The sequence below is a fragment of the Streptomyces sp. NPDC058239 genome, assembly GCF_042882185.1.
GTDB lineage: Bacteria > Actinomycetota > Actinomycetes > Streptomycetales > Streptomycetaceae > Streptomyces.
Genome location: NZ_JBHVWS010000008.1, coordinates 226,386 through 232,593, shown reverse-complemented (window position 1 = coordinate 232,593; position 6,208 = coordinate 226,386). Strand labels below are relative to the sequence as shown.

At 67.7% G+C, this 6,208-nt stretch carries 4 protein-coding genes; 2 read left to right on the top strand and 2 right to left on the bottom strand.

Annotated elements, in window-relative coordinates; translation table 11 throughout:
* Positions 1–155 precede the first annotated feature (155 nt).
* Both grpE and dnaK read right to left on the bottom strand, forming a co-directional pair.
* The gene (gene grpE / locus ACFVYE_RS13230) at positions 156–797 is read right to left on the bottom strand and encodes a nucleotide exchange factor GrpE (protein ID WP_383974734.1); all 642 of its coding nucleotides are present in this window, start codon (positions 795–797) and stop codon (positions 156–158) included.
* On the bottom strand, positions 794–2,647 hold the full coding sequence (gene dnaK, locus ACFVYE_RS13225; protein WP_266360174.1) for a molecular chaperone DnaK: 1,854 nt from the start codon (positions 2,645–2,647) through the stop codon (positions 794–796). Before dnaK ends, grpE begins: the two co-directional genes overlap by 4 nt.
* A 325-nt stretch (positions 2,648–2,972) precedes the next feature.
* On the opposite strand from dnaK, the gene ACFVYE_RS13220 reads away from it, so the two are divergent.
* Both ACFVYE_RS13220 and ACFVYE_RS13215 read left to right on the top strand, forming a co-directional pair.
* Complete coding sequence (locus ACFVYE_RS13220) at positions 2,973–3,626, top strand: sugar transferase (RefSeq protein WP_389605506.1); 654 nt, start codon at positions 2,973–2,975, stop codon at positions 3,624–3,626.
* A 102-nt stretch (positions 3,627–3,728) separates the two neighbouring features.
* Entirely contained in the window at positions 3,729–5,996 is a 2,268-nt protein-coding gene (locus ACFVYE_RS13215) for a (Fe-S)-binding protein (protein WP_383974730.1), read from the top strand.
* The last annotated feature ends 212 nt before the right edge of the window (positions 5,997–6,208 follow it).

Below are 6,208 nucleotides of genomic sequence, written 5' to 3'. Positions count from 1 at the left end.
GGCCGTGGGGGCCCGCGTCGACCCTTTTTTACGCCCTCCCCCCCAAACTCATTCGCCCACACCCCCGCCCACGACCCCGCACTTCCCCCCCCCCCCCGCCCCCGTGGCCGGGGCCCATGGCCGGGCGGTTGGCCGCGAGGTGGTCAGACAGGATGTCAGACCTCCTCGGTGCCACCGCTCTCCTCGTCGGTTGCCTTTTCTTCCTTGGCTGCCGCACCCGGCTGGGGTTCGGCCACCGCCACCCGCGCGGGGCGGATGGTGCGCTCGCCGATCCGATACCCCGGCTGCAGGATCGCCACGCAGGTCGTCTCGGTGACATCCGGCGCGTACGAGTGCATCAGGGCTTCGTGGATCGTCGGGTCGAAGGGCTCGCCCTCCTTGCCGAACTGCTGCAGGCCCAGCTTGGCGACGACCGTCTCCAGCGATTCGGCCACCGACTTGAACCCGCCCACGAGCTCGCCGTGCTCACGGGCCCGGCCGACGTCGTCGAGCACGGGCAGGAGCTCGGACAGGAGACCCGCGACTGCGATCTCCTTGACCGTGGCCCGGTCCCGCTCGACGCGGCGACGGTAGTTCTGGTACTCGGCCTGGAGCCGCTGGAGGTCGCCCGTGCGCTCGTTGAGCGCGGTGCGGACCTGGTCCAGCTGGGCCGTCAGACCGACTGTCTGTACTGCGTCCCCGGCCGGGGACGCCTCCTCCTCGGAAGAGGAGGGGGCGTCCTTCGGCTCAGCTCCGTCAGGGGTGGCGCCGGAGGGGACGTCGGGCTTCTCCTCGAAACCCGGAGTCTCCTCGGTCACACCGCACCGCCCTTCGCGTCCTTCTCGTCGTCCACGATCTCGGCGTCGACGACGTCGTCGTCGGCCTTGGCCTGCTGGGCGCCCGGCTGCGGGTCACCCTGCGGACCGCCCTCGGCCTGGGCGTTGGCGTACATCGCCTGGCCCAGCTTCTGGGAGACGGCCGCGACCTTCTCGGTGGCGGTACGGATCTCGGCGGTGTCCTCGCCCTTGAGCTTCTCCTTCAGCTCGGTGAGCGCGGTCTCCACCTCCGTCTTCACGTCACCGGGGACCTTGTCCTCGTTGTCCTTGAGGAACTTCTCCGTCTGGTAGACGAGCTGCTCGCCCTGGTTGCGGGACTCGGCGGCCTCGCGACGGCGGTGGTCCTCCTCCGCGTACTGCTCGGCCTCCTCACGCATCCGGTTGACCTCGTCCTTCGGCAGCGAGGAGCCACCGGTGACGGTCATCTTCTGCTCCTTGCCGGTGCCGAGGTCCTTGGCAGCGACGTGCATGATGCCGTTCGCGTCGATGTCGAACGCGACCTCGATCTGCGGGACGCCACGCGGGGCCGGCGGCAGGCCGGTCAGCTCGAACATTCCGAGCTTCTTGTTGTACGCCGCGATCTCGCGCTCGCCCTGGTAGACCTGGATCTGCACGGACGGCTGGTTGTCCTCGGCCGTCGTGAAGATCTCGGAGCGCTTGGTCGGGATCGTGGTGTTGCGCTCGATGAGCTTCGTCATGATGCCGCCCTTGGTCTCGATGCCGAGGGACAGCGGGGTGACGTCGAGGAGCAGGACGTCCTTGACCTCGCCCTTGAGGACACCGGCCTGGAGCGAGGCGCCGATGGCGACGACCTCGTCCGGGTTCACACCCTTGTTGGCCTCCTGGCCACCGGTCAGCTCCTTGACGAGCTCGGCGACGGCCGGCATACGGGTGGAGCCACCGACGAGAACGACGTGGTCGATCTCGGAGAGCTGGATGCCCGCGTCCTTGATGACGTTGTGGAACGGGCTCTTGCAGCGGTCCAGGAGGTCGGCGGTGAGCTGCTGGAACTGCGAGCGCGTGAGCTTCTCGTCCAGGTGCAGCGGGCCCTCGGCGGACGCCGTGATGTAGGGCAGGTTGATCGTGGTCTCGGTCGAGGACGAGAGCTCGATCTTCGCCTTCTCCGCAGCCTCGCGCAGACGCTGGAGAGCCATCTTGTCCTTGGACAGGTCCACGCCGTGACCGTTGGCGAACTGCTTCACCAGGTAGTCGACGACGCGCTGGTCCCAGTCGTCACCACCGAGGTGGTTGTCACCGTTGGTGGCCTTCACCTCGACGACGCCGTCGCCGATCTCCAGCAGCGATACGTCGAAGGTGCCGCCACCGAGGTCGAAGACGAGGATCGTCTGGTCGTCCTTGTCGAGCCCGTACGCCAGCGCGGCGGCCGTCGGCTCGTTGACGATACGCAGGACGTTCAGGCCCGCGATCTCGCCGGCCTCCTTCGTCGCCTGACGCTCGGAGTCGTTGAAGTACGCGGGGACCGTGATGACCGCGTCGGTCACCTTCTCGCCCAGGTACGACTCGGCGTCCCGCTTCAGCTTCTGCAGGATGAAGGCGCTCATCTGCTGCGGGTTGAAGCTCTTGCCGTCCAGGTCGATCTTCCAGTCAGTGCCCATGTGGCGCTTGACGGAGCGGATGGTCCTGTCGACGTTGGTCACTGCCTGACGCTTGGCGACCTCGCCGACCAGCACCTCGCCGTTCTTCGCGAAGGCGACGACGGACGGCGTGGTCCTGGCGCCCTCTGCGTTGGTGATGACGGTGGGCTCGCCGCCTTCGAGAACGCTGACGACGGAGTTAGTCGTGCCCAGGTCGATGCCGACCGCACGTGCCATTTCAATTCCTCCAGCTTGACTACTTGAGTGGAACTGACTCAAGGATGCACGACAGGCGTCTCAGTGTCAACAGAGTTGAGTCGAGCAGACTCAACTATCGTGCACGCACCTCGCGCGCACAAGGAGATCAAGGACGACACCCACCCGCCCCGCGGGCCAAGCAGGCCGCCCCCATCATCGCGCCATGGGATCGTTCTGTCACAAAATGCCGTGAGTCACGCAAAACCGGCACTCGATCCGCCCGACCCCCAGGCAGGTGCGAACGATGCAGAGGCAGAGACAGGGGCAGAGGCCGGGCCGCACGCCGGGCCGCATGCCGATCCGTATGCAGGCACAGCCGCGGGAGTGGACATGGGAGTGGCTACGGGAATGGCGGCGGGCGAGACCGTCGGCCAAGCGCGTACTGGACCTGACCCTCGGCTCGGCCCTGCTGGCACTGGCCGCTCCTCTGCTCGCCGCGGGCGCCCTCGCCCTCGCGGCGCGGCGGCCCCCCGGCGGCGTACTGACCCGCTCACCCCGGATCGGCCAGGGCGGCCACCTCTTCGTACTGCATTCGCTGCGCACCCGGCGGCTGCGGCTGGATCTGCTCTCCCGGCTGCTGCACGTCGTACGGGGAGACCTCTCCCTGGTCGGCCCGGAGCCCCTGACACCGGACGACGAGCGGGCCCGGCCCCCCGGAGCCGATGCCGATACCCCCGAAACCGCCGCCACCACCGCCGCGAGACACTGGCGACAGGAACTGAAACCGGGCCTCACCGGCCTGGCGCAGGTACGCTCCCGCTCCGGAATGCCGTGGGACGAGCCGGCCCTGCTCGACCAGCACTACGCCGAGCACCACTGGGTGGGACTCGACCTGGCCATCCTGGCGAGAGCCGCACACGCTCCGCTGCGCAGGGCGATCCGCAGACTCACCCGGCACGGCAAGGCACACCTGAGCGACACAGATCACCGCCGATGCGGCTACAGCGCGGCGGAATAAGTGGATAGTGTCAGCACAGACTGATTAAGTTACTGCTTAGTAATCGCCAGTATTCGCTTGTAGACGCTGGATCCCACCCTCGCAGGCCCGAGGAGCCCCCAAATGCAACTCGCCGCGATCATCGTGTCGCTGGTGCTGACTGTGGTCGGCGTTGCGCTCATCGCCCGAGCCGTCGCGCAGATCTACCGGTTCGTCAAGCTCGGACAGCCGGTCCCGGCAGGCAGCCGCACCGACAACCCGAAACAGCGCACGATCACCCTGGTCAAGGAGTTCCTCGGCCATACCCGGATGAACCGGTGGGGGATCGTCGGCTTCGCGCACTGGTTCGTCGCCATCGGCTTCCTGACGCTGCCGCCGACGCTGCTCCAGGCGTACGGGCAGCTCTTCAAGGCCGACTGGGTCCTGCCGATCATCGGCAACTGGCTGCCGTTCGAGATGTACACCGAGTTCATCGGTCTGATGACGACGGTCGGCATCCTCGTGCTGATCGCCATCCGGCTGCTGAACCTGCCGTCCCGGGCCGGCCGCAAGTCCCGTTTCGCGGGCTCCAAGGCCTGGCAGGCGTACTTCGTCGAGTACGTCATCCTCGGCATCGGTCTGGCGATCCTGACCCTGCGCGGTCTCGAGGGCGCGATCCACCACGTCGAGGGCTACGACGCCGCGTACTTCATCTCGTACCCCTTGGTCCTGGCGTTCAAGGGCCTCGCGCTCGGCACGCTGCAGAACCTCATCTACTTCACCGCGATGATCAAGATCGGCATCTCGCTGATCTGGATGATCACGGTCTCGCTCAACACGAACATGGGTGTCGCCTGGCACCGCTTCCTCGGCTTCCCCAACATCTGGTTCAAGCGGAACGCGGACGGCGCGGTCGCGCTCGGCGCTCTGCAGCCGATGACGTCGGGCGGCAAGGAGATCGACTTCGAGGACCCGGGCGAGGACGACATCTTCGGTGTCTCCCAGGTCGAGCAGTTCTCCTGGAAGGGCATCCTCGACTTCTCCACGTGTACGGAGTGCGGTCGCTGCCAGTCGCAGTGCCCCGCCTGGAACACGGGCAAGCCGCTCTCCCCGAAGCTCCTGATCATGTCCCTGCGCGACCACGCGCACGCCAAGGCCCCGTATCTGCTGGCCGGCGGCGGCAAGGACATGGAGGGCAACGAGAAGGCGTCCGAGGAGCAGTTGAAGGACGTCCCCGCCGCTGCCCTCGCGGAGGCCGAGCGCCCGCTGATCGGCACGGTCGAGGAGAACGGCGTCATCGACCCGGACGTGCTCTGGTCCTGCACCACCTGCGGTGCGTGCGTGGAGCAGTGCCCGGTCGACATCGAGCACATCGACCACATCGTCGACATGCGCCGCTACCAGGTGATGATCGAGTCCGCGTTCCCGTCCGAGGCGGGCACGATGCTCAAGAACCTGGAGAAGAAGGGCAACCCCTGGGGGCTCGCCAAGAAGCAGCGCGTCGAGTGGACCAAGGAGGTCGACTTCGAGGTCCCGATCGTCGGCAAGGACGTCGAGGACCTGTCCGAGGTCGACTACCTGTACTGGGTCGGCTGCGCGGGCGCTCTCGAAGACCGGGCCAAGAAGACCACCAAGGCCTTCGCGGAGCTCCTCCACATCGCGGGCGTCAAGTTCGCGATCATGGGCGGCGACGAGAAGTGCACGGGTGACTCGGCCCGCCGCCTGGGCAACGAGCCGCTGTTCCAGCAGCTCGGCCAGGAGAACGTCGCGATGCTGAACATGGCGTTCGGCGAGGATGACGACGAGCCCGGGACGAAGAAGCCGAAGTCGTCGAAGAAGATCGTCGCGACCTGCCCGCACTGCTTCAACACCATCGCGAACGAGTACCCGCAGCTCGGCGGCGAGTACGAGGTCATCCACCACACCCAGCTGCTCCAGCACCTCATCGACGAGGGCAAGCTGATCCCGGTGACCCCGGTCGAGGGTCTGATCACGTACCACGACCCGTGCTATCTGGGCCGCCACAACAAGATCTACACCCCGCCGCGCGAGATCATCGCGAAGGTTCCGGGCCTCAGGAACGAGGAGATGCACCGCCACAAGGAGCGCGGCTTCTGCTGCGGTGCCGGTGGTGCCCGGATGTGGATGGAGGAGCGGATCGGCAAGCGCATCAACAACGAGCGCGTCGACGAAGCCCTCTCCCTCAACCCGGACATCGTCTCCACCGCCTGCCCGTTCTGCCTCGTCATGCTGACCGACTCGGTCAACGGCAAGAAGAACGACGGCAAGGCGAAGGAGTCGGTCCAGGTGGTCGACGTATCGCAGCTGCTGCTGGACTCCGTGAAGACCCCGGCCGACCCGGCCGGCGAGGCGGAGCCGGTGGACGCACCGGAGCCCGAGCCGGTGAAGTAACCAGGGCTGTCGTGCGACAGAAGCGGGGGGGGCCGGCGCGGGGGGGGGGGCCGCCCCCGGGGGGTTTTAGGGAGGCGAGCCCAAGGGGGGGCGCCCCCCCCGGGGGGGGGGTGGACCCCCTAGTGCCGGCCGCGCCCGGGGGGGGGGTTGTGGGGGCGCCCGGGGGGGGGCCCCCCCCCCCCCCACCGCCGTGCCCCGGGACACCCATGGGC

Bases quoted from the DNA above. Each gene is read 5' to 3' on its own strand.
- ACFVYE_RS13220 (WP_389605506.1), top strand. From the start codon at position 2,973: ATGCAGGCACAGCCGCGGGAGTGGACATGGGAGTGGCTACGGGAATGG.
- dnaK (WP_266360174.1), bottom strand. From the start codon at position 2,647: ATGGCACGTGCGGTCGGCATCGACCTGGGCACGACTAACTCCGTCGTC.
- ACFVYE_RS13215 (WP_383974730.1), top strand. From the start codon at position 3,729: ATGCAACTCGCCGCGATCATCGTGTCGCTGGTGCTGACTGTGGTCGGC.